Origin of the sequence: Streptosporangium pseudovulgare (genome assembly GCF_014648055.1) — a bacterium.
In the GTDB taxonomy this organism is placed as follows: domain Bacteria; phylum Actinomycetota; class Actinomycetes; order Streptosporangiales; family Streptosporangiaceae; genus Streptosporangium; species Streptosporangium pseudovulgare.
Genome location: NZ_BMQJ01000009.1, coordinates 305,423 through 329,744, shown reverse-complemented (window position 1 = coordinate 329,744; position 24,322 = coordinate 305,423). Strand labels below are relative to the sequence as shown.

28 protein-coding genes and 1 pseudogene are annotated in these 24,322 nt (G+C 67.6%); 16 read left to right on the top strand and 13 right to left on the bottom strand.

The features are described from left to right. Positions 1 to 95, top strand: a pseudogene (locus IEZ10_RS19995) (IS5/IS1182 family transposase); the annotation flags it as partial. Here the strand turns inward: IEZ10_RS19995 and IEZ10_RS19990 are convergent. From IEZ10_RS19990 to IEZ10_RS19975, 4 genes are all read right to left on the bottom strand, one after another. Continuing rightward, the gene (locus IEZ10_RS19990) at positions 83 to 382 is read right to left on the bottom strand and encodes a hypothetical protein (protein WP_189248008.1); all 300 of its coding nucleotides are present in this window, start codon (positions 380 to 382) and stop codon (positions 83 to 85) included. The pseudogene IEZ10_RS19995 and the gene IEZ10_RS19990 sit on opposite strands and share 13 nt — an antisense overlap. A gap of 18 nt (positions 383 to 400) precedes the next feature. Beyond that, on the bottom strand, positions 401 to 1,117 hold the full coding sequence (locus IEZ10_RS19985) for a GntR family transcriptional regulator (protein WP_189248007.1): 717 nt from the start codon (positions 1,115 to 1,117) through the stop codon (positions 401 to 403). Between the two features lie 93 nt (positions 1,118 to 1,210). Beyond that, a complete protein-coding gene (locus IEZ10_RS19980; protein ID WP_189248006.1) occupies positions 1,211 to 1,513 on the bottom strand; it encodes a hypothetical protein in 303 nt (100 codons plus the stop codon). Then, the gene (locus tag IEZ10_RS19975) at positions 1,510 to 1,830 is read right to left on the bottom strand and encodes a hypothetical protein (protein ID WP_189248005.1); all 321 of its coding nucleotides are present in this window, start codon (positions 1,828 to 1,830) and stop codon (positions 1,510 to 1,512) included. Before IEZ10_RS19975 ends, IEZ10_RS19980 begins: the two co-directional genes overlap by 4 nt. A gap of 211 nt (positions 1,831 to 2,041) precedes the next feature. Between IEZ10_RS19975 and IEZ10_RS19970 the strand changes: the two genes are divergently transcribed. Then, positions 2,042 to 3,262, top strand: coding sequence for an NsdA family TPR-like regulatory protein (locus IEZ10_RS19970; protein WP_189248004.1), 1,221 nt, complete (start codon positions 2,042 to 2,044; stop codon positions 3,260 to 3,262). Here the strand turns inward: IEZ10_RS19970 and IEZ10_RS19965 are convergent. Then, a complete protein-coding gene (locus IEZ10_RS19965) occupies positions 3,243 to 3,803 on the bottom strand; it encodes an NUDIX hydrolase (protein WP_189248003.1) in 561 nt (186 codons plus the stop codon). The genes IEZ10_RS19970 and IEZ10_RS19965 overlap by 20 nt on opposite strands. Positions 3,804 to 4,493: 690 nt before the next feature. Here IEZ10_RS19965 and IEZ10_RS19960 point away from each other — a divergent pair. Then, positions 4,494 to 4,688: a hypothetical protein gene (locus tag IEZ10_RS19960; RefSeq protein WP_189248002.1), complete on the top strand. Its 195-nt coding sequence runs from the start codon at positions 4,494 to 4,496 to the stop codon at positions 4,686 to 4,688. Positions 4,689 to 5,202: 514 nt separating this feature from the next. Further along, positions 5,203 to 6,579 (top strand): ApeA N-terminal domain 1-containing protein, encoded by a 1,377-nt coding sequence (locus IEZ10_RS19955; protein ID WP_189248001.1) that lies wholly within the window; start codon positions 5,203 to 5,205, stop codon positions 6,577 to 6,579. Positions 6,580 to 7,241: 662 nt separating this feature from the next. On the opposite strand, the gene IEZ10_RS19950 is transcribed toward IEZ10_RS19955, so the two are convergent. The 3 genes from IEZ10_RS19950 to IEZ10_RS19940 all read right to left on the bottom strand — a co-directional run bounded on the left by IEZ10_RS19950 (position 7,242) and on the right by IEZ10_RS19940 (position 9,292). Beyond that, entirely contained in the window at positions 7,242 to 7,616 is a 375-nt protein-coding gene (locus IEZ10_RS19950) for a hypothetical protein (RefSeq protein WP_229811440.1), read from the bottom strand. A 415-nt stretch (positions 7,617 to 8,031) separates the two neighbouring features. Next, positions 8,032 to 8,292, bottom strand: a complete 261-nt coding sequence (locus IEZ10_RS19945) for a site-specific integrase (RefSeq protein ID WP_308426285.1) — start codon at positions 8,290 to 8,292, stop codon at positions 8,032 to 8,034. A gap of 457 nt (positions 8,293 to 8,749) precedes the next feature. Then, positions 8,750 to 9,292, bottom strand: coding sequence for an SMI1/KNR4 family protein (locus IEZ10_RS19940; RefSeq protein ID WP_189248000.1), 543 nt, complete (start codon positions 9,290 to 9,292; stop codon positions 8,750 to 8,752). 45 nt (positions 9,293 to 9,337) lie between these two features. Between IEZ10_RS19940 and IEZ10_RS40565 the strand changes: the two genes are divergently transcribed. Further along, positions 9,338 to 9,919, top strand: a complete 582-nt coding sequence (locus IEZ10_RS40565) for an Imm32 family immunity protein (RefSeq protein WP_444545401.1) — start codon at positions 9,338 to 9,340, stop codon at positions 9,917 to 9,919. A 228-nt stretch (positions 9,920 to 10,147) separates the two neighbouring features. On the opposite strand, the gene IEZ10_RS19935 is transcribed toward IEZ10_RS40565, so the two are convergent. Beyond that, positions 10,148 to 11,062 (bottom strand): hypothetical protein, encoded by a 915-nt coding sequence (locus tag IEZ10_RS19935; protein ID WP_189247999.1) that lies wholly within the window; start codon positions 11,060 to 11,062, stop codon positions 10,148 to 10,150. Between the two features lie 198 nt (positions 11,063 to 11,260). Beyond that, a complete protein-coding gene (locus tag IEZ10_RS19930; RefSeq protein WP_308426284.1) occupies positions 11,261 to 11,392 on the bottom strand; it encodes a hypothetical protein in 132 nt (43 codons plus the stop codon). Positions 11,393 to 11,502: 110 nt separating this feature from the next. Here IEZ10_RS19930 and IEZ10_RS19925 point away from each other — a divergent pair, with 110 nt between their 5' ends. From IEZ10_RS19925 to IEZ10_RS19915, 3 genes are all read left to right on the top strand, one after another. After that, complete coding sequence (locus IEZ10_RS19925) at positions 11,503 to 11,823, top strand: GYD domain-containing protein (RefSeq protein ID WP_189247998.1); 321 nt, start codon at positions 11,503 to 11,505, stop codon at positions 11,821 to 11,823. 176 nt (positions 11,824 to 11,999) lie between these two features. Continuing rightward, on the top strand, positions 12,000 to 13,133 hold the full coding sequence (locus tag IEZ10_RS19920; RefSeq protein ID WP_189247997.1) for a sensor histidine kinase: 1,134 nt from the start codon (positions 12,000 to 12,002) through the stop codon (positions 13,131 to 13,133). Further along, a complete protein-coding gene (locus IEZ10_RS19915) occupies positions 13,130 to 13,786 on the top strand; it encodes a response regulator (protein ID WP_189247996.1) in 657 nt (218 codons plus the stop codon). The genes IEZ10_RS19920 and IEZ10_RS19915 overlap by 4 nt, the downstream gene beginning before the upstream one ends. Here the strand turns inward: IEZ10_RS19915 and IEZ10_RS19910 are convergent. Continuing rightward, positions 13,783 to 14,355, bottom strand: coding sequence for a DUF2306 domain-containing protein (locus IEZ10_RS19910; protein WP_229811438.1), 573 nt, complete (start codon positions 14,353 to 14,355; stop codon positions 13,783 to 13,785). The genes IEZ10_RS19915 and IEZ10_RS19910 overlap by 4 nt on opposite strands. 264 nt (positions 14,356 to 14,619) lie before the next feature. Here IEZ10_RS19910 and IEZ10_RS19905 point away from each other — a divergent pair, with 264 nt between their 5' ends. After that, positions 14,620 to 15,606, top strand: coding sequence for an NAD(P)-dependent alcohol dehydrogenase (locus IEZ10_RS19905; RefSeq protein WP_189247994.1), 987 nt, complete (start codon positions 14,620 to 14,622; stop codon positions 15,604 to 15,606). Between the two features lie 75 nt (positions 15,607 to 15,681). Here IEZ10_RS19905 and IEZ10_RS19900 read toward each other — a convergent pair whose 3' ends face one another. Further along, positions 15,682 to 16,275 (bottom strand): peroxiredoxin-like family protein, encoded by a 594-nt coding sequence (locus tag IEZ10_RS19900; protein ID WP_189247993.1) that lies wholly within the window; start codon positions 16,273 to 16,275, stop codon positions 15,682 to 15,684. A gap of 71 nt (positions 16,276 to 16,346) precedes the next feature. Here IEZ10_RS19900 and IEZ10_RS19895 point away from each other — a divergent pair, with 71 nt between their 5' ends. Both IEZ10_RS19895 and IEZ10_RS39980 read left to right on the top strand, forming a co-directional pair. Then, positions 16,347 to 16,979, top strand: coding sequence for a TetR/AcrR family transcriptional regulator (locus IEZ10_RS19895; RefSeq protein WP_189247992.1), 633 nt, complete (start codon positions 16,347 to 16,349; stop codon positions 16,977 to 16,979). Between the two features lie 52 nt (positions 16,980 to 17,031). After that, the gene (locus IEZ10_RS39980; RefSeq protein WP_268246338.1) at positions 17,032 to 17,166 is read left to right on the top strand and encodes a hypothetical protein; all 135 of its coding nucleotides are present in this window, start codon (positions 17,032 to 17,034) and stop codon (positions 17,164 to 17,166) included. On the opposite strand, the gene IEZ10_RS19890 is transcribed toward IEZ10_RS39980, so the two are convergent. Continuing rightward, positions 17,159 to 17,644, bottom strand: a complete 486-nt coding sequence (locus IEZ10_RS19890) for a DUF6609 family protein (RefSeq protein WP_229811437.1) — start codon at positions 17,642 to 17,644, stop codon at positions 17,159 to 17,161. The genes IEZ10_RS39980 and IEZ10_RS19890 overlap by 8 nt on opposite strands. A gap of 421 nt (positions 17,645 to 18,065) precedes the next feature. On the opposite strand from IEZ10_RS19890, the gene IEZ10_RS19885 reads away from it, so the two are divergent. The 5 genes from IEZ10_RS19885 (at position 18,066) to IEZ10_RS19865 (ending at position 23,603) form a co-directional block, all read left to right on the top strand. Then, positions 18,066 to 18,731 (top strand): response regulator transcription factor, encoded by a 666-nt coding sequence (locus tag IEZ10_RS19885; RefSeq protein ID WP_189247990.1) that lies wholly within the window; start codon positions 18,066 to 18,068, stop codon positions 18,729 to 18,731. 163 nt (positions 18,732 to 18,894) lie between these two features. Beyond that, positions 18,895 to 20,259, top strand: a complete 1,365-nt coding sequence (locus IEZ10_RS19880; protein WP_229811436.1) for a sensor histidine kinase — start codon at positions 18,895 to 18,897, stop codon at positions 20,257 to 20,259. Positions 20,260 to 20,525: 266 nt separating this feature from the next. Continuing rightward, positions 20,526 to 20,951: a hypothetical protein gene (locus tag IEZ10_RS19875; RefSeq protein WP_189247988.1), complete on the top strand. Its 426-nt coding sequence runs from the start codon at positions 20,526 to 20,528 to the stop codon at positions 20,949 to 20,951. A gap of 64 nt (positions 20,952 to 21,015) precedes the next feature. Then, positions 21,016 to 21,984, top strand: coding sequence for an ATP-binding cassette domain-containing protein (locus tag IEZ10_RS19870; RefSeq protein WP_229811435.1), 969 nt, complete (start codon positions 21,016 to 21,018; stop codon positions 21,982 to 21,984). After that, positions 21,981 to 23,603, top strand: coding sequence for an ABC transporter permease (locus tag IEZ10_RS19865; protein ID WP_189247986.1), 1,623 nt, complete (start codon positions 21,981 to 21,983; stop codon positions 23,601 to 23,603). Before IEZ10_RS19870 ends, IEZ10_RS19865 begins: the two co-directional genes overlap by 4 nt. Positions 23,604 to 24,322: the final 719 nt, after the last annotated feature.

The following is a 24,322-nucleotide window of genomic DNA, read 5'->3' as shown; positions in this document are numbered from 1 at the left end:
TGGACCGGCTCCGCTGCTGCCCGCGCCGCGCCACTGCGATCGTCCAGGCCATCGTCGTGCTGCAGACCTTCGAAGCTGACCGCTATTCGAGATGAAAAAGGCTCCGGGCACGATAGTCGCAATGGTTGCCGTTGCCGCGCAGCGCGATGGAGCCCTCCGCGCCGCCGTCCGCCCAATACGTCTTTGGCGGCAGGGGATGGTCATTGAACCGTTCGATCAAACTGTCCAGCTTCGCGTCATCGACCCACATAGGGACCTTGACCAGCAGAAACAGGCCAATCACCGGCAAGAGCACCGCCAGCAGGCAGCCGCCTCCCGCACCGCGCCAGAAAGACCGCCGGACCGGAGGGTCCTCGCCGGGGGTAACAGAAGCATCGGACACGGCACCCTCCGGCGGCGTCTAGGTCACGGGATAGACATCCTGCAGCTCATGAAGATCACCCGGCAAGGCCGCCTCCATCACCAGGACCACCGTCCCTGTCGCGTCATGCACGGTGGCAAGCACCCCGAGCACCGGCTTGGAGGAGCCGAGCACCTCGGCCTCGTCCTTACGCGGGTTGCGGGCCGTCAGCCGTTCGGTGATGTGGTCGAAGCGCAGATGCTTGACCGCCTGCAAGTGCTGGCGGATGCCGTGCCGTAGCGGTTCGGGCTTGTCCAGGTCGGTGCCGAGCGCGACTTCCAGCGGCACCCATACCGTTTCGGTCGCGGACGGCCGGCCCCCATGCCGGGAGACCCGTCGCCGGGCGATCACCGGAGTGCGCTCCTCCACGCCCAGGAGACGGGCGATGTGCCGGGGCGCCGCAACGCGCTGCACGTCGGTGACGCTGTCGGCGCTTTCGGCCTGCTCGGTCGCCATCAGGGCGGGCCGGAGGCGGTCGGGGGAGCTTTCCGGACGGCCCTTGACGAACGAGCCGCGGCCGTGCTCCCGCTCGATCCACCCCTGCATGGCGAGGGTCTGCAAGGCCCGCACGACGGTGGTACGGCCCACGCCGAACTCGCGGACGAGCTGCGTCTCGGATGGCAGCATGTCCCCGGGCGCGTACTCGCCGTCCCGGATGCGCTGCTGAATCGCCGTCATCACCTGGGCATACTTCGGCGGAGCGAAGTCCATGCTCATGTCAACCGCCCGATCGCTCTTCCACTTGTCTACATAAGCAGGCTACCGGCCGAGGCCGCACCTGTCAGGACCCATGCCAATCGGTCAGCCGGGCTATCGCGCCATTCCGGACAGCACATCAATCCATATCGACCGGGCCTCAATACGCCGCCACGCATCGCTGTGCGCGACGACCGTTTTCCCTTTCGCGGCGACCGTCCGCCGGATGAACGCCAGCCCACCCGCTTCGCAGAATTCGTAGAACGTCACCCGATGCTCGTGACAGGTCCATTCGACGACGCGAATCCGCTCGAAACGGCGCGGCGAACTCCAGGACAGCAGCCGATGCCCACCTTGTGCCGGTGGCAGGTGCAATGCCGGGCAGGAAAGCCCCGGGGTCTCGTATCTGCCGCTCATGACGCGGTGCGTTCGAACCTCACCGAGCCGGCCGCATCGAGCGTCGCGCGGAAGATGACCCGCCGCGACCAGTCGTCCGGCATGGTGCAGAAGTCGTAGACCCGGTGTGTGATGCGCCCCCAGGCAGCCGAGGGCATACCCGCCTTACGCAGGGCCAGGCGCAGCGCGTCCATGGCCGCGGCCTGCGACGAGCTGGAGCCGCACGGGCCGAGGCCTTCGGTGCTGTCTGCGGTGACGAACGCCTCCCACTCGAACATCTCGACCACGTGGCTGGGGCCGTCGCAGTACAGGCAGTCCTCCCGCGCGGACGGCTCCATCTGTAAGGCGCTGGCGGCCACGCACCCACGGCGGGTAACGATCTTCCAGCCGCGCCCATCGCATTCGGTGCACTTAACCGGGGTTGTCATTCCGGAAAGGATGCGCTCCGGAACTTCCCGCTCCTATTCCACGTGGATATACCACGGGGAGATATAGAGTTTCTCCCCATAGCGATGCACCACCTCGGGCTCTCGATCACCGGAGGACGGCATGCACACGACCGCTTTCGACCCCATCGAGATTCCAGCCGATGTCTGGAACCACGACGAAAGCCGGGAAATCCTCAAAAACCGCGATGTCGCCGGCCTGTTCAACCTCGCCGTCAAGTACGGCGGCGCCAGCCAGGTGCGTATCAGCACGGCGACCGGGATATCCCAGGGCCGCATCAGCCAGATCATCCGTCGACAGCGCCAGGTCACCGACCTGGAGGTCTACGAGCGCATCGCCACTGGCCTGGGGTTGCCTGATCACGCCCGCATGCTCTTCGGTCTGGCCCCGCTCGGCATTGCTTCCCCTGCCGAAGAACGCGACGACGACCACCAAAAGCAGATCGAGGAGCTGACAACCCGGCTTGCGGCTGCCGCTGCGGTCGATTCCGTCACGGTCATGATCCTCAGCACCGACACCAACAACCTGCGCTTCATGGACCGCCGACACGGCGCCGCAGCCATCGCCGACAAGATGCGTGCCCAGATCGCCCAGATCGAAAGCGTCTACCGGCATGCCATTCGCCCCGGCATCCGCGCCCAGCTCGCTCATGTGCTGTCGGAGACGGCCGCTCTCGCAGGGTGGCAGGCCATCGACACCTGCTCTCTATCGGACGCCTGGGATCACCACGAGCGCGCCATCGCAGCCGCCCGCGAAGCAGAAGATCTCGCCCTGCTCGCCTATGCCTGCGGCCAGCAGGCGTACGTCTTGGTCGACCTCGGACGACCCGCAGAAGCCACCGCCCTACTGCAGCACGTCCGCGCCACCTACGACCGCCGCGTCCCAGCCCACTTACGCACCTGGCTCGCGGCTGCCGAAGCCGAGGCCGCCGCCATCCTCGGCGAGGAGGCCACCTGCCGCGCGGCCCTCGAACAAGCCGCCGCCTTGCTGCCGAATGAAGACGCCGACCCGACCTTGCCGTACGTCTTCCTCAACAAGCACCACTTGGCCCGCTGGCGTGGCAACTGCCTCGTTCGCTTCGGTGATCCCGACACCATCGAAGATCTTCGCTCGGCCCTGGCCGGTATGGACGGCACCTACAACCGTGCCGAAGCCGGCCTCCGCTGCGACCTCGCCCACGCACTCCTGGCCATGGGCGAGCGGGACGCTGCTCAGCCCCATCTTCACCGGGCCGAGCAGCTCGTAACGTTGACCGGCTCCCGCCGGCACGGGCGACGAGTCAGGGAACTCACCCGAGCAGCGGTTACCCGCGGGCGCCGTTGAGCCGCTCCCGCGCGTACAGCAGCCCCACCAGCACCCCGGAGTTCCAGACATCCCCACGGGCGATCATGTCCGGGATCTCAGCCATCGGGATCCACTCCAGCCGGTCCGCCTCGACTTCTCCCACCGGCTCACCGACCAGTTCGGCACCCCGGCCGAGGAACACGACGTGCTCGGAGTCGACCATGCCCACCATCGGCTGGAAGGTGATCAGGTGCTCCAACTCCTTGGGACGGTAACCGGTCTCCTCCTCGATCTCCCGGGCCGCGGTGTCCTTCGGATCCTCTCCGACCTCCACCAGGCCACCGGGAAGCTCCCAGCCCCACCGGTCGAACAAGAACCGGTGCCGCCACATCATCAGCACGCGGTTCTGTTCATCGACCAGCACCGTCATGGCCGCCCGGCCCAGGTGGACCGCGTGATGCTCGAACCGCTCACCGTCAGGGATCTCAACGTCCACCAACCCGAGCCGGATCCACTCATTGTCGTAGATCAACCGCTCGCCGTGGACGACCCAGCGCGTCTGCTCCTCATTGGTAGCCACACAGCGAAGCTACCGCTCCGCATCCCTGACGTACACGGGCATCGACACAGAGTTCAAAGCCATGAATCCTGGCGCCTTTCGGATGAGGACCCTCCCCGTCTTCAGGTCGCTCTCCGAGGGCGGATGGATGGTTGCCGAAAGACTGAGGCCGCTCTCAACGAAGCCGGCCAGCGTCTTTGACAGCGATCAAGAAGATCCCTGGGACCGATTCAGCGGGAACGCCAGTAGCCATGCAGCCCCTACGGCGAGACCGGCTGAGAGTACGAGCACCGCAGTGCCGGCTGCGGATCCCGGCTCTGTCAGATCATGGCCGACGAGAGAAAAGAGGCAGGCTGTCAGCAGCAGTGATCCCCACGCGTAGCGCCGAGGATCACGATGTCCATGAAGGAAGATGGCCACACGGGGCATCCGGTCGGTCATCAACGCGTAGATGCCAAGCACTCCTTGCCAGCACCCCATGGCCAACAGGACTACCTGAGTCACTCCAAAGCTCATCCGCCAGCCCTTCTGCCTAAGTGGCAGTTTGCCGGATTGTTCTTATAGAGATCAAGCGCGGCGCTCCGCGCCGCCACGCGGTCCGGCCTGCGGGCCGCACGCTGCGCGTGCGGCCTGGAGGCCGTTCTCGCGCGCGCCCGCACCCGGACCGCGTGATCTTCACTCACCGTACGCTCGTCCTCTACGCTCAGCACCATGGAGAAGTACCCCCTAATCAAAGTCTTCATGGCCTCAGGCGTTACGGCGCTCACGGTGGCGGCCTATCTGGCCACAGCCTACTCAGGAGGGTATTACTGGTACCCCGGACGCCCTATCACCTTGGCCCTGGTCGGTTTAGGGTTTGTTTTCTCCGCAGGAGTATTGGTCATGATCGAACGCAAAGATCGCTGAACTCTTTCCCCCACCTGGGCTCACGGTGCGAGTGGAAAGAACCTGCCTCCCGCGGGGGCGCTCCGGCTCCGGGATGATTGCCAAGGACGCACTCACCACGCTGGTCTGTCGGTGGCTGGGGCAGGGGCCTGCTCATCCCGTCCGCCGTCGACCCGGGACAAGCCGAGTGGGGCAGGGCCTGGGGGTCAAGGTCGTTCGTCCGGTGGGGCGCTCCACCTTGACCCCCAGGCCCTGCCCCACTTCCCCTGCGGGCGGGTCGACGGCGGACGGGATGAGCAGGCAGGCGGAGGTGTGCGCGCCGCGCGGGGAGAGCCGGCCATCGGCTGATCGTCGTGCCATTAGCATGCCATTAGCCAGGGTGATGAGGGGTCAGCCACGGTCACTCACGACCGGCCGAACACCCAGCTCAACCGCCTCACGAGGCGCGAGTCATGCACTTCCCAAGCTGACAGTGCCTCGACCAGGGAAACACCGAATACTTCCCGACGACAATGAGAGAAGGAAGGAAAAACCTTTGAACGACTCCTCCCGTGCTTTCGAAGTCGAAGGCGAGTGGTGGTTACCGGGACGGGACGACCGAAAGATCGCCGGAATTCTCAGCTTCGATCCGGTCTCCGGCGCAGAGCTGCGACTGATCGGGAGCTTCCGGTCGATATTCGAGGAGGGGGAGCGTACGCAGCAGCCGGATGGCACGGTGGTCGCCACCGTCTCTATGGACTCGATCGAGCGGGACGGGACCTATCCGCGTATCCACGGGCTAGCGCAGGGCAAGCCGTACACTCTGGAGGACTGCTTCCGTGGCCGCACAACTCGACATCTGATCGGCGGGACGGGGACAGAGATCGTCCACGTCAACCAGATTTTTCGCGGTGCGTACTTCGAGAAGGACGAGGAGCTGACTGCCGACGGTGTGTCAGTGGAATTGCGCTACCTCACTCACTGGGTCTGCGACAGCGGTCTCAAGGAGACATGGGCGTTCCCGGCCGATGGTCTAGATGATCTCCCGCCAGACGTTCCGAACATTACGCTTGAGGCTCGCTCCCTAGAGGACGCGGTGGTCGCCCTGTCCGAGGGTGACACGCTACGGCTCACGCACTCGGTTACTGTCAACGGCAACCGGGTCACCACCCGAGGGCTTATCCAGAAATTCTTCTTCCGTCTCGACACGCCGTCGCTCTACCCCGTGCCCGAGCTCGTGGAGCGCGCCAGCGATTTGCAGGATCTGATCTCCATTGCGACAGGCAGGACGGCGGAGTTCGACGGCATGCGGTTCTGGCATCCTGATGTGATCTGGGAACGGGAGGGACGTCAGCGCCGAGAGTCGATCGAGTTCTTCGTCTCATGGAACGCAAAAGACAAGAGCAAGACTCCTGGAGAGCTGTCTCTCCACGACATGATCTTCACCTACACCGAGTTCGGCGGCATCGACGGTATCGGCCGATGGCTGGAGAGCGCCGCCCGTCACAGAGGTGCCCTTGGCAGGGTAATGGCTAGTCGCTATGCGAAGAGCATGTTCGTCTCCGATCGCTTACTCAACCGCGCGGCCGCTCTAGAGGCCTTCGACCGCACGACATTTGGGCATTCGCAGAGCAAGTTCAAGACCAGGCTGGGACGGTGTGCCAATCTGGCGGGGGATCTTTTCACGAAGCTTGTTGGCGATGTTGATACATGGGCGGAGGTGGTCAGGAAGGACCGTGATGACATCGCCCATCACCTTGGCACGCAGGTGAAGCAGACCCCTTCGGCACAGCTTTTCCTGGCGGACTCGCTGTACTGGCTCTTCATCCTGTGCATGCTGCGGGACGTCAAAGCCCCACAAGCGGTCTTCGACCGGATCGAGAAACACTCCGAACTCAAATGGCTTGGACCGAAGATCCAAGCCGCCCTCTAATCCGAGAGGCACTTGGACGGCAGAATGACTGGATGCAGCGATTCGACGCCGCAGGGGCTGGCCTCGTCCCCGAGCAAGCGGTGCAGGTCCAGGTGGCCGGCCATGAGCCGCGGGGTGTCATGACGCTAATCTCGGGCACGAGGGTATCGGCGCCTCCATTGACGCCGCAATGATCGACAGCCCTTCAGGGAGATCTCGCGCTCTGCCTCACGAATACCTCGGTGTCAGTTCCGAGGTGAACGCCGTCGTGCAGGAGATCAGCCGATACTCTCCACCCGCCTAGGTCCGCCTGACCATGCGCAGTGAGGACCTGGCATGCTTTCAACGGAAGTGCGACTTCTGCGGGACGCTCACCGTCTTGAGCCCGGGCGGCGACGGAGTCGTCATGGATGTTCGAAGCGCCGACGGCCCCGGCAGCACCGTCATCGTCTCCCACCGCGAATGCCTCGCCACACAGCTGCACCCTCACAGCCTCGAACCTCCTCGGGTCCGCTTAGTCGGCCGCAAACAGTAGACCCCTCTCAAGATCCGGAGCATGAGTGGAACGCTCTCGGCACATCCGGCCGGAACATTCGGTTGACCTCTAGGTCAAAGCGTCGAACACCTCATAACAAGCCCTCCACTTTTAATCCAACGGCCACAGGCGCCATCGGAAGCGTCTGCTAGGCCGGAAAGTCGGTGTTCCAGGGGTAGGTGAACCGCTCGGGCGCTACACCCCAATCTTGGAGCAGGGCGAAGAGGCTAGCCTCGTCGGTGGCGATGATGCGCTTGAGTTCGTTGCTTCCAATGTCGTAGTCCCAGCCGTCGAGGCGCTCGATGACGTATTCGCAGTGTGTCAGCCGGAAGCCGCGCCTATCGTCGTTACGTGCCCAGCCTTCTCCTCGGGCGATATCGTCGGCGTCAGTTCGCAGTGGGCGGATCTCGATCCATGCCCGATACTGCGGCTGGCCCGCCTCGACTTCGGCGACAAGGGGCCTGCCAAGGCGAAGCGCGCTTAGCTTGTCTGTTGGGAAGACTGCCTCAGCGGGTTGATCCACAGGGTTCAGCGTCTCACGGTGGCGTCGGGGGAACCGCACAATATATGCGCAATGATCTTGCTGGTGGAGGTGGCCTGATGAGATGGCACCGCAGGTCAGAAGCATTGAGGCAGTAGGAACGGTCACGTGCTGTAAAACCGTCGGCTCAGCCTACGCAGGTTCAAGTCCTGCACCTGCCACCAGCCAAACGGCAGCTCAGAGGCCCTACGGGGCCTCTTTTGCTTTTCCGGGCCATGCGGCCGTACGCCACGCTGAGCTGCCGCCTGTCGCCGGTCCACCAATATGCGTGCAATGATCTTGGTCTTGTTTCCCCAGGTCGTGTCGCGTTTTTCGGTCGACGCGGAGACGGGAACCGGCCCAGGAACGCAGAAGGACCCCGGAGAGCTTCCGGGGTCCTGGTCGTACGGCATGCGCCTTATGCGGTCAGCGCGTCATCGATCCGCTTGTTCGCCACGTCCTTGTGTCCGTCGAGGCACTTGGCGTAGACCCGTGGGAGCACGTCGACGCTGTGCCCGGCCCGCTCCGCCACGTCGGGAGCCGGGACGCCTGCGTTGAGCCGGAGCGACACCGCCGCGTGACGCAGGTCGTACGACCTGCGGGCGAGGGGAGAGGCCACCTGGGCGGGAGTGAAGGCCAGTCTTCGAGCTTCCTGCCAGACCTCGGTGTAGGCCGCCAAGCGGCGGCGCGGTGCGCCGCCGTACCTCCGGCCCTCCGCTCGCCCGCCGTCCGGGCGTGCGGCCTGGGGGCCGGTCCCGGGCGGCAGCGGGACATCGGGCCGGGTGCCGCACTCCGGCTCCGCCGTATCGGCCGAAGGCGCCGACCGGGGTTTGCCACGCCGCCTTACAGATGCGGTCCTCACGATCGCCAGAGCAGGGCTGGCCGCCATGCGTCTTGGGGCGATCGACGGTCCAGGGTTCGTTCCTCACCCGGGCTCACTGAAAAGGTGGCTGATCGCCGTGCGGGGTGGGTGTATGACCGTACGTCACCAGGAGACTTCGGCCGGGGCGTCGGTCATGGGCGGGGCGTACGCGGATGTGCTCGCCGCGACAGGGAGCAACCGTCCAAGGGTCAGGCCGTGAAGAGGCACTGGTGGGTGCCTTGGAGGTCTGACTCCAGGGCGAAAAGAGTCTCGCTCAGCGGAGCATCGCGCCGATGAGGTCCGGAAAATGCGGGAACTCTGCTTGTGCGGCGGTCACGATCTGGATTGGGGAACGGCGGCCGCCGGGCGCGTGGCGCTCGGCGATGGCACGGAGTGCCTCGTTCGGCTGTGCCGTGGAGCCGGGGTCCGCGAAGGCCTCAGCGGGGCCCAGGCCGGAGGCGAACAGCCAGAGGAGATCGCTGAGATTGCGGGCGATCACGCCGTGCTCCCCCTCGGAGCCGATGTAGACGACGGGCTGGTCAGTGATCGCCGCATCGGGTCGTTCCAGCCAGAAGCCGGTGTAGTCGCCCGACCCGGTCTTGCCGAAGAAACGGAACTCGCTGCCGTCGACCTCTTGATTGCCGGTCCACAGGCGAAACCACCACGCCGTCCGCTCGGGCGCCTCGAACTGGTTGTATGGCTCGAAGTCGCAACCGCGGGCTTCGTCGGCCTCCTCATCCCACTCCCACTCGAAGCCGACTTCGGCCACCTCGGCCAGGGCAGGGGGAAGCGCAAGATCTTCAGACGTATTCGCCACTCCCGAAAGATTAGACGATCACTGCAGGCTGCTGGAAACGCGGTGATGCGTTCAAGCGCAGGAGCGTTTCCCGGCTTAGGACCTACGGAGCAGAAGGTCAGATCGTCCCTGCTACGCAAGGGTGATCACAGAGACCTGCGAGGAGGGTCGTCCCCCCTCCCAGGAAGGCCGAGACCGAGAGTTGGGCTGCTGATCTGCTGTTCCGCCAACGCGGCGGCTCGTGGCAGCATCATGAGCGTGTATCCAGCCAAGTCTCTGGTCATCGAGATTCCCGCCTACGGGACAGATGGCGGGTTGGTCCGCCCATGGCCGGCGGACTACTCCATACGTGCCGTGGTTGAGTATGGAGGGGTCACGATCGAAGGCGACAAGGCTGGGCTGCGTGCTCTCGCAGTGCATCTCCTGGCCCTGTCGGAGCCGGATGTGCCGGCGTACTACCACAGCTCAGGGGCCCTACGGGGCCTCTTTGCCTTTCCGGCCGGCTTCGATCGCCTGCGGAACGAGAACGGCCCAACGATCGCGGTAGCCGACGGAGGTGGCAACGGAGCCGGATCGGTGCCTTCCTGCCCTCGGGGGGTGCGACGACACATTCATCGATCGCGCAGATGCGGGCGTGGACGCGGTTGACGGATCTTTGGCCGCAGGACGGGAGCGGCCCGGAGCCGGTGGCTCCTGAACAGCGTGTGGATCATGCCGCCCGAGCCCTGGGACTCCCCGGTCGGCGAAGGCCGGCATGTCGGCACGGGTGAGCACGTCGATCAGGCACACCGGGCATGCGGCGGCCAGATCATGTACAGCCCTGGGCGGTGCGGGCGCTGGGGCTCGCATCCACGCCGCTGAGCCCATTGAAGACCGCTACTTGATCTCGCCGAGGTCGAAGGCGACGTCGGCGAGGTGGATCGTCCGCACCTCCGGGTCGTCGAGGAGCTTGCGCAGGTCGGCGGGTTTCCAGCGGTCGACCACGAGCCCGTACACGACGCCCTCCTCGGCCGTCCCGGTGAGCCACTCGTAGTTCAGCTCGAAATCGCTGAGGTCGTCCCCCCTGTCGAGCAGCCCGACCCATCTGCGGAACTCCTTCAGTGCCGCCTCTGGCTCGGTCTCGCACTGATAGGTGAGATCCGCCCGTATGCGGTCCTCGGTCATGGCGCGGTTCCACACGACCGCGTTCAAGGAAGGATCGTCTCTGGAGTCGTCGTAGGAGGACGGGGAGTAGATGTAGGCGACGTCCGCCCCTCCGCAGAGTCTGTGCCTCCGGTTGAAGGCGACGAGTTGCTCGGTGGTCATCGCGTGTGTGAACTCCACGACCGCGACGGCGTCGAGTGTCCGGGGGAGTCCGTCGATGATCTTCCGGGCCTTCTCCGTCAGTTCCCTGTCGACTTCGGGGTCTGTCTCTATGGAAGCGATCGCGCTGCCCAGGCGGCCGGATGATTCGCCGAGGGAGGAGGTCCGGACGGTGCCGAACAGGTTCTTCGTGATTTCGTACCCTGCCCAGCCCTCGCCGCGGCCGGCCCGGCGCGGCTCCCCCCACAGCGTGTAGGTCGTCTCCAGCAGCCCCTCGTCATCGCCGTGGCCGTCCGTCAGGCGCATGTCCGGGTTCGCGACGCGAGCGGCGGTGCCGTACACCTGGGCCATCCGCTCGTCGTCGAAGTCGATGAACATCGCCAGAACTCGTTCGGCCGCGCTGAAGGCCAGGAACAACGCCGCGGTGACGGCCAGGACCTTGGCAAGGGATCTGGCCACGTACGCCCAGTCGGGTTCCCTCACGTTCATCGCCGTGCGCTCCTGCTATCTAGATCAAATCGGGTACGGCGCACCATAGCCGCCCGGAACCAGCGTGAGCTGGGAAATCGGGTGAGGAATCGGTGTGACGGATCAGCCGGAACCGGTGCCGGCCGGGACCGGCCGTCAAGGCCGCATGCTCGCCGAAGAACCCCGGGGGTCCGGGGGTCTGGCCGTACGGCATGCGCCTCAGGCGGTCAGCGCGTCATCGATCCGCTTGTCCGCCGCGTCCTTGTGCCCGTCGAGGCACTTGGCGTGGACCCGTAGGAGCGCGTCGACGCTGTGTCCGGCCCGCTCCGCCGCGGCGTAAGACTGCGGCATGAAAACCAGTACAGCGGGTGGGGTTACCGTCACTCTAAGTCGAGAATTTCGACTCCGTGACCGCAATGGCCGCCCCAGCGCAGGGTGCGGCATGAGAAGAGGGGCGGACCATGCCCAAGTACCTAATTCAGGCGACCTACACCGCGGACGGCCTCAAAGGAGTGTTGCGAGATGGCGGTACCGGGCGCCGGCAAGCGGTGGAGCGCATGGCGGAAAGCGTCGGCGGCCGGGTCGAGCAGATGTACTTCGCGTTCGGCGAGACGGACACGTACGTGATCGTCGACCTGCCGAGCAATGTGGCTTCGGCCGCTGTGGGTTTCACGATATCGGCGTCCGGGGCGGTACGAACGAAGACGGCTGTTCTGCTGACGCCGGAGGAGGTCGACGATGCCGCGCGGATGGAGGTGGCATACCGGGCTCCTGGCGCGTGACAGCCGGGGGATCGCGGGGAGCGGACACCGGCGGGCCAGGTGAGGGCCTCGTCGGAGGCAGCGGTGAATCCGGTATGTCGATCGCGGGTGGGAAGCGGAAGGATCTGATCTGGTGAGCGAAATGTCTCGTACTTTGGGCTGATTGTTTGTGGTGGGGGCTCCCGTACCATGACTTCGTGCACGGCCTTATTCGCTCCGTGTGGTACGAGCCCCGTTCCCCCGACGCGCCACGGCGGGTGTGGCGAGACTGGGTGCTCGTAGGGGTGCTGCTGCCGGTCGCGCTGCTCGAAGGAGTGGTGCGGCCGGACATGCCCTCACGGGTCATCTCGGTGAGCCTCGCGGTCGGGTTGGTGCCCACCTTGTTGTGGCGCCGTACCCGGCCGCTGCTGATGGTCGCGATCGCGTTCGGCGCGTCGGGTGTGGCCCAGGTGCTGACGGGCGGTGACTCGCCTGAGTCCAACACCATGATCTATCTGCTTCTCCTGCCCTATGCGCTGTTCCGGTGGGGGTCGGGGCGAGAGGCGATCATCGGGTTGGCGATCATTCTCGTCAAAGCCACGTTCTCCGTGGTCGTGGACTATCCCGGTCCCGCCGACACCGCCGCCGCCTTCGCCGTCGTGCTCTCGGTGATCGCCGTGGGAACGGCGTTCCGGTATCGGACGAGGGCGCGGATGCGGGAGCTTGACCAGGTCAAACTGCTCGAACGCGAGCAACTGGCCCGAGATCTGCATGACACCGTCGCCCATCACGTCTCGGCGATGGCGATCCGGGCGCAGGCGGGGCTGGCGACGGCGGCGTCGCGGCCGGACGCCGCCACCGAGGCGTTGCGGGTGATCGAGGCCGAGGCGGCCCAGGCGCTCGCCGAGATGCGCGCCATGGTTCACGTCCTCCGCCGGAACACGCCCGCGGACCTGGCGCCTGGGCGGAGCATCGCCGATCTCTCCCAGCTCGAAAGCCCGGGACGATCCGGCCCGTCCGTCCAGGTGGCGGTCGAGGGCGACACCGTCGGTCTCTCCCCTTCCGTCGAGGCCGCGATCTACCGCCTCGCCCAGGAGTCGGTCACCAATGCCCGGCGCCACGCGCGGCACGCCACTCGCGTCCTGGTCCGGGTCAGTGCCGACGACACGTCGGTCCGTCTGCGCGTGAGCGATGACGGTGATCCCGTTCGCCCCACGGGGACACCCGGTTACGGGATCATCGGCATGATCGAACGGGCTGATCTTCTCGGGGGCACCTGTGTGGCGGGCCCCGATCCCGACCGGGGATGGAGTGTCACCGCCGTGCTGCCGCGTACCGGAGTGGCCGGATGAGCATCCGGGTGCTGGTCGCCGATGACCAGGAGATCGTCCGTACCGGACTGGTGATGATCCTCGATGCGCAGCCGGGGATCGAGGTGGTCGGCGAGGCTCCCGACGGGCGGCGGGCGGTCGAACTCGCCCGGCGGTTCCGACCGGACGTGTGCCTTTTCGACATCCGGATGCCCGTGCTCAATGGCATCGAGGCCACCCGGATGCTCGCCGGGCCCACCGTCGACGACCCACTCGCCGTCGTGGTCATCACCACCTTCGATCTCGACGAGTACGTCTACGCGGCGCTGCGCGCGGGAGCCCGGGGGTTCCTGCTGAAGAACGCCGGCGCCGAGCTGCTCTCCCAGGCCGTTCACGCCGCGGCGGCCGGTGACGCCCTCATCGCTCCGAGCGTCACCGCCCGCCTGCTCACCGCCTTCGCGCACGCCGGGCCCGCCGCGCCGCCGGTCCGTCCCATCGAGGCGCTCACCGAGCGTGAGGAGCAGATTCTCGTCACGGTGGCCCGGGGGCGTACCAACAGTGAGATCGCTGACGAACTTCACATCTCACTCAGCACCGTCAAGACCCATATCGCCAGCCTGATGGCCAAGCTCGGCGCCCGGAACCGGGTGGAGATCGCCATGTGGGCGTACGAGACCCGTCGGATCAGGAGCTAGGGTCTGCGGATGATCCACTCGGCCACGGCGAGATTGATGATCCATCCGGCGGCCACGAGCAGGGCTCTGGGGATCTCGCCGAGGGGGCCGACGAGGAGCATCCAGGGGAGCTGGGTGAACGCCTGGGTGCCCGCGGCCACGCCGATCGCGTAGGCGCGGATCATCCAGTCGTGGTGGCGGCGGAAATCCCTCCGCCGGACGGCGGCGAAGCCGAGCACGAGGGAGACCGCCATCGCCGTGCCGAACACGAGCCGGAACACCGCGAGGAGATCGCCGTCGCCTTCCGGGCGAGGATAGAACACGGTCATCCACAGGCCGGAGAGTGCGGTGACAAGTCCGCATACGACGAGAACCCGTCCTGCCATGCGATGCCAGGCCGGCCTCCGGCGACGGAACCTCTTCGCGAACTGGAAAGCGCCCACTATGCCGTAGAGCGACGCTCCGATGATGTGTAACACCACGGGTAGCGGTGTCGCGAAGAATCGCGCGTTGGCGGGGGTGACCGTCGCGCCACCTGCCAGTTCCCCCAAACGCAGCGCACCGGCGACCACCGGAATCACGCTGAGCATGATCAGGCCGGTGGGCCCCATCCATCCGGGGATTCGGGTGCCCCGTCCGCCGGGCTGTACCTTCCGGGGCCTGGCGCCCCTCACACTGCTTTCGGTCATGAGGGGATCGTGACTTCTTCGCCCGTGTCTGTTCATCACACGAACGGCCCGATCCAGCTCAGCCGATCATCCAGCGATCAGGCGTACTTTCGGCTGATTCGCTGGTCCGGCCGCATTTCTTAGCCTTTCAACTGCCTCCACATTGACTCGCACAGGGAGATGGCGATGAAGGCGTTCGTCTCACGCTCGTACGGGCCCCCCGATGTCCTGACGCTCACCGAGATCCCCGTCCCCGTTCCTCGCGACGACGAGGTCCTGGTCCGGGTACGTGCCGGCTCCGTCAATCCGTACGACTGGCACAACATGCGCGGCGAGCCGTACCTGGCCCGCCTGATGCCCGGCGGTCTCGCGCTCCGCACCCCCAAGATCACCATCCTGGGCGCCGACATCTCCGGCCAGGTCGAATCCGTCGGGAAGAACGTCACGGAATTCCGCCCCGGCGACGACGTCTTCGCCGTCATCAGCGGTGGCGGCTTCGCCGAGTATGTCTGCGTCCGCGAATCCGACCTCGCCCCGAAGCCGGAGAACCTCTCGTACGAGGAGGCCGCCGCGGTTCCCATGGCCGCCAACACCGCCCTCCTCGCCCTGCGCGACGAGGGTCATATCCTGCCCGGCCAGCGTGTGCTCATCAACGGTGCGTCCGGTGGGGTCGGCACGTTCGCCGTGCAACTCGCCCGCGCCCTCGGCGCCGAGGTCACCGGCGTCTGCAGCGCCCGGAACGTGGACCTGGTCCACTCCCTCGGCGCGACCAGGGTCATCGACTACACCACCCAGGACTTCACCCGCGAGACCCGGCGCTACGACCTGTTCGTGGACATCGCCGGAAGCCGGCCGGTCTCCGTCTCCCGCCGCACCCTGCACCCCAAGGGGACCTACGTGGTGGTCGGAGGCCCGCCCGGCCGCTGGATACAACCCATGGGCCATGTGCTCTCCGCCCTGGCGTCGTCCCCCTTCGCCGGCCGGCGGATATCGGTGGCCGACGCCCTCAAGTGCCCCAGCCCCAAACAGAACCTGCAGACGCTGAGCGAGTTCCTGAACGACAAACGAGTGGTCTCGGTCATCGACCGTCACTACCCCTTCGAGGAGATCCCCAGGGCGATCGGTCACCTGGAGGAGGGCCACGTCCCCGGCAAGGTCGTCATCTCCTTCTGAGCGGCGCCCTCACCGGGGGCGTCCCACACGTGACGCGCCACGGCCTGCCGCCGCTACGGAACTGCGCGCCCCGTCTCAACGGCCGGTGACGTCGGCCTCCGGCCTGGACCGGGGAGCGCGGGCGGCGAGCGCGAGCAGCTCATCGACCGACCACTGGTCGTAGGCGTGGCTGCCGAGCTTGGCGGCCAGCACCCGGCCGTCACCGGCGATCAGGAAGTCGCCGGGAAGGCCGAACCGCCCGCCATGCGGGACGGCCGCCGGCGCGCGGTCCAGTCCCCGGAGCATCCGCCACAGGCTCACCGCGACGCCGCGGACGATCGCCGGCCACACGCGTGGGTCGAGCAGTGCGCGAGTGGACGGCTCCACGCCGAACTCCCTGTAGAGCCGCTGGTCGGGATCGGCGACCATGGCGAACGGCAGTCCTTCGGCGTGCCGTGCCAGCTCGTCCGCCGGCGAGTGGAACACCACGATCTCGCGGATGCCGGCCGCCTCGATCTCGTCGTGCCGCCGCGCCACCGAGCGCAGGTGCAGATTGCAGACCGGGCAGCCGGCGAACCGCCGGAACTGCAGGTGGACCAGCCGGTCAGGGACGGGGACGGCAAGCGGCGGCTGGTTGACGGGAGTCAGCACGCGAGAGCTGACGGTCCGGGGATGGGTGAACGTGCTCATGGGCCTTCCCGCTTGTTGGCGTACGGCATACGCCTACGAGGATAAGCGTATGTCGTACGCTGTCAAGCGTCATGCCTCGTCCCCGCTCGCTCACTCCGACCACGTTGGCCACCGCCGCGCTCGCCGCCATCGACCGCGACGGTCTCGCCGGCCTCACGATGCGCACCGTCGCCAAAGAGGTCGGCATGAGCACCATGGGTCTCTACCGGTACGTCACCGACCGCGCCGAGCTGGAGCAACTCGTCGTCGACCTGGTCCTGTCCCAGGTGGACACCGCCCCGCCCGATCCCTCCGCGCCCTGGACCGACCGGGCGACCGCCATGGTCCGACGGCTGCGCGGCGCCGTGGGGACGCATCCGTTGGTGATTCCCCTGATCGTCGCCCACCGGCACCGGTCCGAGCGACTGCTGGGATGGTCGGAGACGCTCGTCGGAATCCTCAAGGAGGCGGGCCTCGACGGGTCTCGGCGGGTGGTCGCGCTGCGCTGCCTGCTCGCCTACGTCATCGGAGCGCTCCAGTTCGACCACCTCGGCCCGCTGGCCGGCCCCGGTACGAGCGTCATCGCCGACCTGCCGGAGTTCCCCCTCATGGCCGAGACCGCCCGGGAGGCTCGCGGCGTCGACGCCGAGGCCGAGTTCGATGACGGCCTGGCCGCCATATTGCGCGGAATGGAGTACGGCCGCGGACCCCGAACGGCCGACTGATTCCTCGGGCTCGGCGAGAACGCGGGCGAGGTCCGGCGGCGGGTGGCGGGAGGTGACGGCCATCACCTCCTCGGCCGAGGGCGTCCGGTCCCTCTCCGCCACCGGTGACGTGTTCGCAGGGGAACCCCGCCTGCCGCACGCACCCGTCATGGCCGGGATCCCCGTACCCGCGGACGACGTCAGCTGAAGGTCAGGGCCGGGTAGGCGAAGAGCATCACGGCGCCGAAGCCGAGCTTGAGCGCCGCGTCGACGACCCCGAAAACGGGGGTGGGTACCTGGCGCGCCAGTCGCAGTCCGACGAACGCGTTGATCGCCGTCAGGACACCCAGGATCGTGATCAGCGGACCGTGGGCGAGACCCATCGGCAGGAAGTGCAGGCCGACGACGAAAAGGATGCTGAGGATCAGCGTCCGCTCGTCCGCGTCCTTGTTCTTCGTGAGGACCAGATAGATCAGGCCCGCCTCGATGACGAAGGAGCCGACAAGCCCGGCGATGTGCGCGAACGACGGGGTGCCGAGGCTCGGGAGCAGCGCGCTGAGGCCGCTCGCCGTGAATCCCGTGATGAACCCGCCGACGAGGAACTGGATCCAGTACTTGTTGAACGCCCAGCTTCCTAGGAAGCCCAGGCCGACGAAGAGGAGGAAGAGACCACCTCCGCGGATCAACGGATACGGATGATCTGCAATGGATATAACGATTGACGGCATACAGCCTCTGATCTTCTCTAAAGGTAAAGATCGGACATTATCGCAGAATGACGATCAATAACGGGGTCGCCGACCGGGCGTGCTCCCGGAGTCTGATGCTCATGTGTGAAATCCGTCGGCCGTACGGCGTGGGCCGGAGTCACCCGGGCTGCCCGGCAGCGGCCTCACGCGCGTCGAGGAGTTCCTCCCAGGGCTCCTCGGTCCAGGCCCGCACGTGGCGGCCACCGGTCCCGGGAGGCTGCGCCCGAGCGGGGTCAGGGAGGGCCGGGCGGCGGGGCGCCGTTCACCGCGACGCGTGCGGGGCAGGCCACGGCTCGCGCGTGTCCCACCGCCCGGTACGGCGGCGCGGCGGGAGGCAGAGGGCTGGGAGGATAGGCGGATGACCATACGTGTCCTGATCGCCGACGACCAGGAGATGGTGCGGCGCGGCCTGCGCCGCATCCTGGAGAGCCAGCCGGACATCGCGGTCGTCTGCGAGGCCGCCGACGGGGTGACCGCGGTCGAGATGGCCCGGAGGTTCCAGCCGGACGTGGCGCTCGTCGACATCCGCATGCCGAGAATGGACGGGTTGGAGGTGACCAGGCTGCTCGCCGGTCCCGACGTGGCCGCCCCGGTCCGTGTCGTCGTTGTGACGACCTTCGACCTCGACGAGTACGTCTATCCGGCGCTGCGCCACGGCGCGTCCGGGTTCCTGCTCAAACGGTCGGGTCCCGCCCTCCTGATCGAGGCGGTCCGGGCCGCTGTGGCCGGGGACAGCCTGATCAGCCCGTCCGTGACGGTGCGACTGCTGAAGCACGTCACCGGACCCGGGCCGGGGCAGGGGCCGCTGACCGAGCCGCTGACCGAGCCGCTGACCGAGCGGGAGATCGAGATCGCCGGTCAGGTGGCCGAGGGCAAGACCAACGCCGACATCGCCGCTGAGCTGTTCATCTCGCCGGGCACCGTCAAGACCCATGTGGCGAGTGTCCAGCGCAAACTCGGCGTGCGGAACCGGGTCGGCATCGCCGTGCGCGCCTGGGAGATGGGCTACGCCCGTCCCCGGTGACAGGGCCCCGGATACGCGAATCCTGTCATCTCCTGTAGGACGAAGCGGAGCGTCGAGACCGGTGGGCATGCGATAGGGGACGGCCGGAGGCCCCAGCCGGGACGGTGAACATCCGGACCCGCCAAGACAACGCCGGTCCATGGCGCTGCGTACGCTCACGTTCATGACCCGAAGCCGGATCCGCGCCCTCCTGTGCGCCATGGTCGTCGTGATGGTGCCGATCCCGGCCGTACTCGCGCCTCCGAGCGCGCTCGTCGTCGCCTGCTCGGCCACACTGGCCATGGCCGCCGCACTGTCGCGCTGGCCGTACCGGGGGATCACGCTCGCCGGGGCGGCGGGCGTGGTCACGGTGGTCTCCTTCGCCGTCGCACTCGTCTACCAGGGACGGCACCAGTTCGTCGGGCTCTGGCTTCCCGTCGAGATGTGCGCGTTGCTGCTCCTCCTCGGGAGGGTGGTACGGCGGCTGCCGGGATGGCAGGCGGCGGTGATCGGGGCGTCCCTGGGCGTCGCGGTCACGTTCGAACTGCCCCTGCGCCTCACGTTGCGCATGCCCAACCCGACGGTGGAGACGTCGGTCCTCGTCTGCCTCATGTCCTTCTTCCCCGTGGCGGTGGTGACCGGTATCGCGCTGTACCTCAGGTCTCTGGATGACCGGCGGGTGCGCGCGGTGGCACGGGCACGCCGGGCCCAGCGGCTCGACGTGGCCCGGGACCTGCACGACTTCGTCGCCCACGAGGTCACCGGCATCGTGCTGGAGGCCCAGGCGGCGCAACTCGCCGACCAGGATCCGGAGCGGGCGCGGGCCCTCGCCGTACGCATCGAGGAGGCCGGGCTGCGGGCGCTCGCGTCGATGGACCACATGGTGAGCGCGCTGCGCGACCCGGACGAGCGGGCCGCGGCGGAGCCACCCCCGACCAGGATGTACGGCCTGGCGGACCTGCCCGACCTGGTCGGCCGGTTCTCCGCGACGGGAGGGATCCCGGCCGAGCTTCATCGGCCCGAAGCACCGGCCGATGATCGGAGCGGTGACCCGGATGATGACCCGGACCGCGATCCGAGGAGCGATCCGGACGGCGAACGGCCGGAGAACCCGGCCGGCGAGACGGCCGGAACGTTGCCGCGAGAGATCGAAAGCACCGCCTACGCCGTGGTGCTGGAGGCGCTGACCAACGTACGGAGACACGCGCCCTCGGCGACCCGCGTACTCGTCTCGGCCGCCCGCACCGCCGATTCCGCATTGGAGGTATCCGTCGTCGACGACGGCGGCGTGGCCGGTACGGGCGTCCTCACGGTTCGAAGGGGAGAGGCGGGCGGCGGTCGGCGCGACCGCACGCAGGCATTGACGGGGAAAGACCGGCCTGGCGGGGGTACCGGCCTGATCAGCCTGGCCGAGCGGGTCGAGGCGCTCGGAGGCACGCTCACCACCGGCCGCGATGGGAAGGGGTGGCGGGTCAGAGCGGTTCTACCGGTGCCGAATGCCCAGACGGGAACGACCGTCGCCCGGTCTACCGGACCGGCTGCCCCCTGACTCTCCTTCGCGCGCGGAAGACCCCGGCACCCGTGTGATCCGCACACGCGCACGACGCTTTCGACGTCGCCGTTTTCCGTGGTCGCCCGGTTCGCCGACGAGTTGATCGCCGCCGTACGCGCGCCTGGCCGCCGAAACGCGTGCCGCGCCTTCAGTGGCACGGGTGCGAGGAAGGCGCCGGATATCTGCCGAACGGCAGATGTCACCGAGCCCCGAGAGGCTGGATCCTGCCCGGGATGTCCAATCCCCACGCATCGGAGGATCTGATGACCACGCGCAAGACGATGACGTGTGCCCTGGTGGCGTTCGTGGCCGCGGCGGCCCTCACCGGCTGCGCGGAGGCCTCGAACGCGACACCTAGCCAAACGACCTTCCCGTTCAGCGGCAGGACGCTGGACGTGCGGGCGCACGAAACCCCGACGGACCTGGTCGCGGCGGACAGGAAGGACATCAAGGTCACCCTCTGGTTCGACGTCAAGGGCACCAATCCGACGTCGAGCTGGTCTCTGGACGGGAAGACGCTCGAGCTGCGGGCCGGATGCTCCGGGTGGGCCGACTGCTCGGCCCGGTTCCGGGTCGAGGTGCCGCACGGGGTCAAGGTCCTGCGCGACGGCCGCAAGACGGACCTGCGCGGTACGCCTTCCACCGGCACAGCCGGCACGGGCGCCGCCTCCTCCACCGGCGCGGAATGACCCCGAACGATCCCGAACTACATCGAACTACATCAAACTACACCGAAGAAACGGGATGAACCGGGTGAACAGCGCATCACGGCGCGCGGCGACGGCGGGAACACCGATGCTCGAACTGGTGGATGTCTCCAAGGTCTACAAGGGAGGTAAACGGGCCGTGGACGGCGTCTCCATGCGTCTCGGTCCGGGACTGCTCGGTCTCCTCGGCCCCAACGGGGCGGGGAAGTCGTCGTTGATGCGGGTCGCCGCGACGGTCACCCGCCCGACTCGCGGAAAGGTCCTTTTCGAGGGGACGGACGTCGTGTCCCGGCCGGACGCGCTCCGCGCGACTCTCGGCTATCTGCCGCAGGACTTCGGCGTCTATCCCCACCTGACGGCCGGGGAGTTCCTCTCCTACCTGGCCGCCGTCAAGGGGTTGTCGGCCCGCTCGGCGCGGGCGCGCGTCGGCGAACTGCTCGAACTGGTCAACCTCACCGAGGCCGGTCGGCGGCCCCTGGGCGCGTACTCCGGCGGCATGTTGCGCCGGGTCGGGATCGCCCAGGCCCTGCTGGGCGACCCCCGGGTGCTGATCGTGGACGAGCCGACGGCCGGGCTCGACCCGGAGGAGCGGGTACGGTTCCGCACCATGCTCAGCGACCTGGCAGCGGACCGGGTGGTGCTGCTGTCGACGCACATCGTCTCCGACATCGAGTCCGTGGCGTCCGACATCGCGATCGTGGCCCGGGGACGGCTGCTGCGGCGCGGCAGCCCGGAGGAGCTTCTGAGAGAGGTGGACGGCCAGGTGTGGGAGACGATCGCCGGGCCGTCCGACGCCGTCGCCATGCGGGAGCGGTATGTGATCAGCCGCATGATCCGTACGGCGGGCGGGACGCGCCTCCGGTTCCTGTCTCCCGCGCCGCCGGGAGGCGACGCCGTACGGGTGGCGCCCGACCTGGAGGACGTGTATCTCGCCGTCATCAACGGTCCCGCCGCACGAGATCCGCGAGCCCCGGGCACCGCGGGGGGCACAGGCGAACGGGCGGTGACCCGGTGACCGCCCGGGCGCCGATCGCGCTCGCCGTCGCCGACTTCCGGGAGCGGGTACGACGTCCCGCGTACGCGCTGACCCTGCTGGCGGCGGTCGGCCTCGCCTGCCTGGCCGTACCGGATGCGGGCTCCCACTGGGTGATCATGGATGTCGGGGGCTACCGAGGCGTCTACACCAGCGCATGGATCGGAACGGTCACCGCCCTCGCCGGCGCGTTGTGGCTCACGATGGGCGGGTTCTATGTCGTACGCGACGCGATCATCCGCGACGAGCGCACCCGTGTGGGGCACATCCTCGCCGCCTCGCCGCTCCGCACGTCGACATACCTGATCGGTAAGTTCCTCAGCAACTTCCTGGTGCTCGCCTCGATGGCGGGCGTGCTCGCGGTGACGGCGCCGCTGATGCAGTTCGCGCGGGGCGAGTCCGGCGCGCTCGATCCGATCGCGCTGCTGTTTCCCTTCGCGCTGATCACGCTGCCCCCGCTGGTGCTGACGGCCGCGGCGGCGGTGCTGTTCGAGACCGTTCCACTGCTGCGGGGCGGCGTGGGGAACGTCGTCTGGTTCGTCGTCTCGATGGTCCTCCTGCTGGGAGGACAGTCGCGGAACGCTCCTCTCGGGGGCATCGGGGTGCGCCAGGCGGCCGAGTCGATGCGCGCCGCGCTGGTCGAGCAGGGGATCGACGTCAGCGGCCGGGAGTTCAGCCTCGGCCTGACGTCCGTGACCGAGCCGTTGCGCAGCTTCCGCTGGGACGGCTTCACCCCCGACACGGCTTTCCTGGGCGGTCGGCTGGTCCTGCTCGCGGTGGGGATCGCCGTGGCGCTGCTGCCCGCGCTCTGGTTCGGCAGGTTCGATCCCGCGCGCGGTCCCGGCAGCGGACCCGCCGCCGTGCCGTCCAAGCCGGGCAAGGTCCGAAAGAAGGCTCAGGACGAGATCCTCGGAGACCTCCCGCGCGATGTCCGGGGAGAGCCCGGCATGGAACCCGTCGGCCGTCCCGGGTTCCCGGTGACGATGACGGCGCCGGTACGTGGCGCGGTCTTCTGGCGGCTCCTCGCGGGCGAGCTCCGCGTCCTCGTCCGGGGCGTCTCACCGTGGTGGTGGCTCGTGGCCGCAGCCGTGACCGTGGCCGGTTTCGCCACTCCGGAGCCCACGACGCTGCTTCCTCTCGCCTGGATATGGCCGGTGCTGGTCTGGTCCCGCCTGGGCACCCAACGAGTCGAACACGGCCTGGAGGGGCTGCTCGGCGCCTACCCGACGATGCGGCGCGGGCTTCTGGCGGAGTGGGCGGCCGGGGTGGCGCTCACCGTCGTGACCGGGATCGCGCCCGCGGTGCGGATGGCGGCCACGGCCGACTGGGCCGGGGTGGGTTCCTGGGTGGGGGGCGCGCTCCTGGTTCCCGCGCTCGCGCTGGCGCTCGGCGTGGCCTGCCGTACCCACCGGATCTTCCAGGTCGTCTACCTCGGCCTGTGGTACCTGGCCGTCAACGGCGTCGCGGCGCTGGACTACATGGGCGTGGTCAAGTCGGGAGGGCTTCCAGCCGGGCCGTCGCCGCTCGCCGTGGGCGGCCTCGCCCTGCTCCTGGTGTGCGCCGCCCTGGCGGTCCGTACGGCACGGCACGCCGTGAGGTGATCCGGCATCCCACCTGGTCGTGCGATATGGGTGGAACGTAACGTCAGGTAGCGGAGGAGATGCGCTGACCAGTGCCGGTACGCCGATACCGGGGCCGCCCGGCGGGAGTGCCGCGCGAAGGGGGCGAGATCTTCGGCATCCTCGGACCGAAGGGCCGCCCTCCGCCGGTCCGGTGAGCCCGGCGTCACCGATGACCGCTCGCCGGTCCGGGGCGGCCGGTCCGAGAGTGCCGCCGTCCGGAGCCTCAGCGGGTCTGGAGCCATCCGGAAATGGCATAAATCCTGCTTTGGCGCTTACGTCCGTGAAAGATCGACACATCTAAGCTTCTATCGCATTTCACCGAATATGGGCATATGTAATGGGAATGCGCTGTAAGCGGGGTCTTCCGCCGGGGCCGCGGCCTCGAACGCCGAGCTTGGCCCGGGTTCACGAGAAAAACTCATAGGGCCTGCGGCGACTGATATCCAGCGAACATCTCCCTGTCTCACGTGTCATGCGTAACTGTGGCCGGAATCTGTCACTCCACCTGTGCCCGGGGTCTTGCGCCACTCCTGTCATCAATGATTAGGTCAACTGCATGACGGGTGTTCCAACGTATACGTCGGACGGAATTCAGGCTGAATCGATCGTGATTCGTCCACGACGGGCCCTCCCCAAGTCATGATCGTCGGCTATGTCGTCGCCGGGCTGATACGAACCGCTTGAACAGGGCGTGAGCA

What these genes read in the sequence shown, in the direction of transcription:
- IEZ10_RS19985 (WP_189248007.1), bottom strand. Translation starts at nt 1,117, where the DNA reads ATGAGCATGGACTTCGCTCCGCCGAAGTATGCCCAGGTGATGACGGCG.
- IEZ10_RS19980 (WP_189248006.1), bottom strand. Translation starts at nt 1,513, where the DNA reads ATGAGCGGCAGATACGAGACCCCGGGGCTTTCCTGCCCGGCATTGCAC.
- IEZ10_RS19975 (WP_189248005.1), bottom strand. Translation starts at nt 1,830, where the DNA reads ATGGAGCCGTCCGCGCGGGAGGACTGCCTGTACTGCGACGGCCCCAGC.
- IEZ10_RS19970 (WP_189248004.1), top strand. Translation starts at nt 2,042, where the DNA reads ATGCACACGACCGCTTTCGACCCCATCGAGATTCCAGCCGATGTCTGG.
- IEZ10_RS19960 (WP_189248002.1), top strand. Translation starts at nt 4,494, where the DNA reads ATGGAGAAGTACCCCCTAATCAAAGTCTTCATGGCCTCAGGCGTTACG.
- IEZ10_RS40565 (WP_444545401.1), top strand. Translation starts at nt 9,338, where the DNA reads ATGCGTTCAAGCGCAGGAGCGTTTCCCGGCTTAGGACCTACGGAGCAG.
- IEZ10_RS19935 (WP_189247999.1), bottom strand. Translation starts at nt 11,062, where the DNA reads ATGAACGTGAGGGAACCCGACTGGGCGTACGTGGCCAGATCCCTTGCC.
- IEZ10_RS19930 (WP_308426284.1), bottom strand. Translation starts at nt 11,392, where the DNA reads ATGCCGCAGTCTTACGCCGCGGCGGAGCGGGCCGGACACAGCGTCGAC.
- IEZ10_RS19925 (WP_189247998.1), top strand. Translation starts at nt 11,503, where the DNA reads ATGCCCAAGTACCTAATTCAGGCGACCTACACCGCGGACGGCCTCAAA.
- IEZ10_RS19915 (WP_189247996.1), top strand. Translation starts at nt 13,130, where the DNA reads ATGAGCATCCGGGTGCTGGTCGCCGATGACCAGGAGATCGTCCGTACC.
- IEZ10_RS19910 (WP_229811438.1), bottom strand. Translation starts at nt 14,355, where the DNA reads ATGCTCAGCGTGATTCCGGTGGTCGCCGGTGCGCTGCGTTTGGGGGAA.
- IEZ10_RS19905 (WP_189247994.1), top strand. Translation starts at nt 14,620, where the DNA reads ATGAAGGCGTTCGTCTCACGCTCGTACGGGCCCCCCGATGTCCTGACG.
- IEZ10_RS19900 (WP_189247993.1), bottom strand. Translation starts at nt 16,275, where the DNA reads ATGAGCACGTTCACCCATCCCCGGACCGTCAGCTCTCGCGTGCTGACT.
- IEZ10_RS19895 (WP_189247992.1), top strand. Translation starts at nt 16,347, where the DNA reads ATGCCTCGTCCCCGCTCGCTCACTCCGACCACGTTGGCCACCGCCGCG.
- IEZ10_RS19885 (WP_189247990.1), top strand. Translation starts at nt 18,066, where the DNA reads ATGACCATACGTGTCCTGATCGCCGACGACCAGGAGATGGTGCGGCGC.
- IEZ10_RS19880 (WP_229811436.1), top strand. Translation starts at nt 18,895, where the DNA reads ATGACCCGAAGCCGGATCCGCGCCCTCCTGTGCGCCATGGTCGTCGTG.
- IEZ10_RS19875 (WP_189247988.1), top strand. Translation starts at nt 20,526, where the DNA reads ATGACCACGCGCAAGACGATGACGTGTGCCCTGGTGGCGTTCGTGGCC.